The sequence below is a fragment of the Streptomyces sp. NPDC059037 genome, assembly GCF_042740015.1.
Lineage (GTDB): Bacteria > Actinomycetota > Actinomycetes > Streptomycetales > Streptomycetaceae > Streptomyces.
The window spans coordinates 1-1296 of record NZ_JBHYIG010000531.1; the positions used below are offsets into that span (position 1 = coordinate 1).

A 1296-nucleotide genomic window follows, 5' to 3' on the forward strand; every position below is an offset into this window, starting at 1 on the left:
CTCCTGGCCCGCTCTTCGCGTTTCAACCCCCGTACCCACGGATCAACCCCCGTGCCGCAGAACGCTTCTGACGCACTGAATGATCTCGGTCACAGCATAGATCGTTTACGGCACGGGCAGCCTGGTAGCGCAGTTGATCGATCAATCGAACACACGCTCGCACGCCGGATTCAGGGGGGACTCCGCGTGCGCCTTTCTAGGAGACCGTGAATGCCGCAGGATGTCCGGTTCGACCTCCCCTTCACCACCCCCGTCAGCGAACACCTCGCGTACGCGCGTGAGCAACACTTGCAATGGGTGCGGGAGATGGGCCTGGTGCGAAGTCAGGCCGGGTTCGAGGAGTATGTGAGCTGGGATCTGCCGCAGGCGGCGATACGTACCTATCCGCACGCCTCGGCCGACGACATGGTCGTCCTGATGAACTGGTTCTCGCTGGCCTTCCTCTTCGACGACCAGTTCGACACGGGCCGGCCCGACCGCGCCGACCGCATCGCCGAGGTCGCCCGTGAGCTCATCGCGACCCCGCTGCGTCCCGCCGGCAGCGAGCCCCGTGTGCTCTGCCCGATCACGGTGGCCTGGGCCGAGGTGTGGGCGCAGCTCTCGGATGGCATGTCCCTGGCATGGCGGACCCGGTTCGCGGCGTCCTGGGGGCGGTTCCTGGTCGCGCACTCCGAGGAGGTCGACCTGGCGGCGCGGGGCGCCGCCCTGGGGCTCGAGGAGTACACCGACTTCCGGCGGCGCACCGTGGGCATCCATCACAGCATCGACGCGGGTGAGCGCAGCCGCCGCTTCGAGGTGCCCGCTCAGGTGCAGGCGCATCCGGTGATGATCGGGCTGCGGGACGCCGCCGCGGACACCATCGGGTTCATGAACGACATCCACTCCTTCGAGCGCGAGAAGCGCCGGGGGGACGGCCACAACCTCATCGTCGTACTGCGTCACGAGCGCGGCTGCTCCTGGGAGGAGGCCGCCGACGACGCGATCCGGATGACCACGGAGCGCCTCTCCGACTACCTGGAGTACGAGGCGCAGGTGCCCGCCATGTGCGACGAGCTGAATCTGTCGGAGGCCGACCGTGACCTGGTGTGGATGGGCGTGGAAGCCGCGCGGCACTGGATCAACGGCAACTACGAGTGGGCCCTGACCACCGGGCGGTACGCGGCGGTCAAGGACAGCCCCGCCGCCGTGGCCGAGGAGCAGGGCCGCGGCTCGCTCGACGACCTGCTCACCGCGGTCTGACAAAGCGGAAACCCCCGGGCCGGGGCGGCCGGGGGGGGGGGGGGCGCGGGGGGGGCG

General features: G+C 69.3%; 1 protein-coding gene. It reads left to right on the top strand.

Translation table 11 applies throughout. From position 1 onward, the window contains the following. Positions 1 to 210 precede the first annotated feature (210 nt). Positions 211 to 1239: a 7-epi-alpha-eudesmol synthase gene (locus ACFWY6_RS45440; RefSeq protein ID WP_384703799.1), complete on the top strand. Its 1029-nt coding sequence runs from the start codon at positions 211 to 213 to the stop codon at positions 1237 to 1239. Positions 1240 to 1296: the final 57 nt, after the last annotated feature.

What these genes read in the sequence shown, in the direction of transcription:
- ACFWY6_RS45440 (WP_384703799.1), top strand. Translation starts at nt 211, where the DNA reads ATGCCGCAGGATGTCCGGTTCGACCTCCCCTTCACCACCCCCGTCAGC.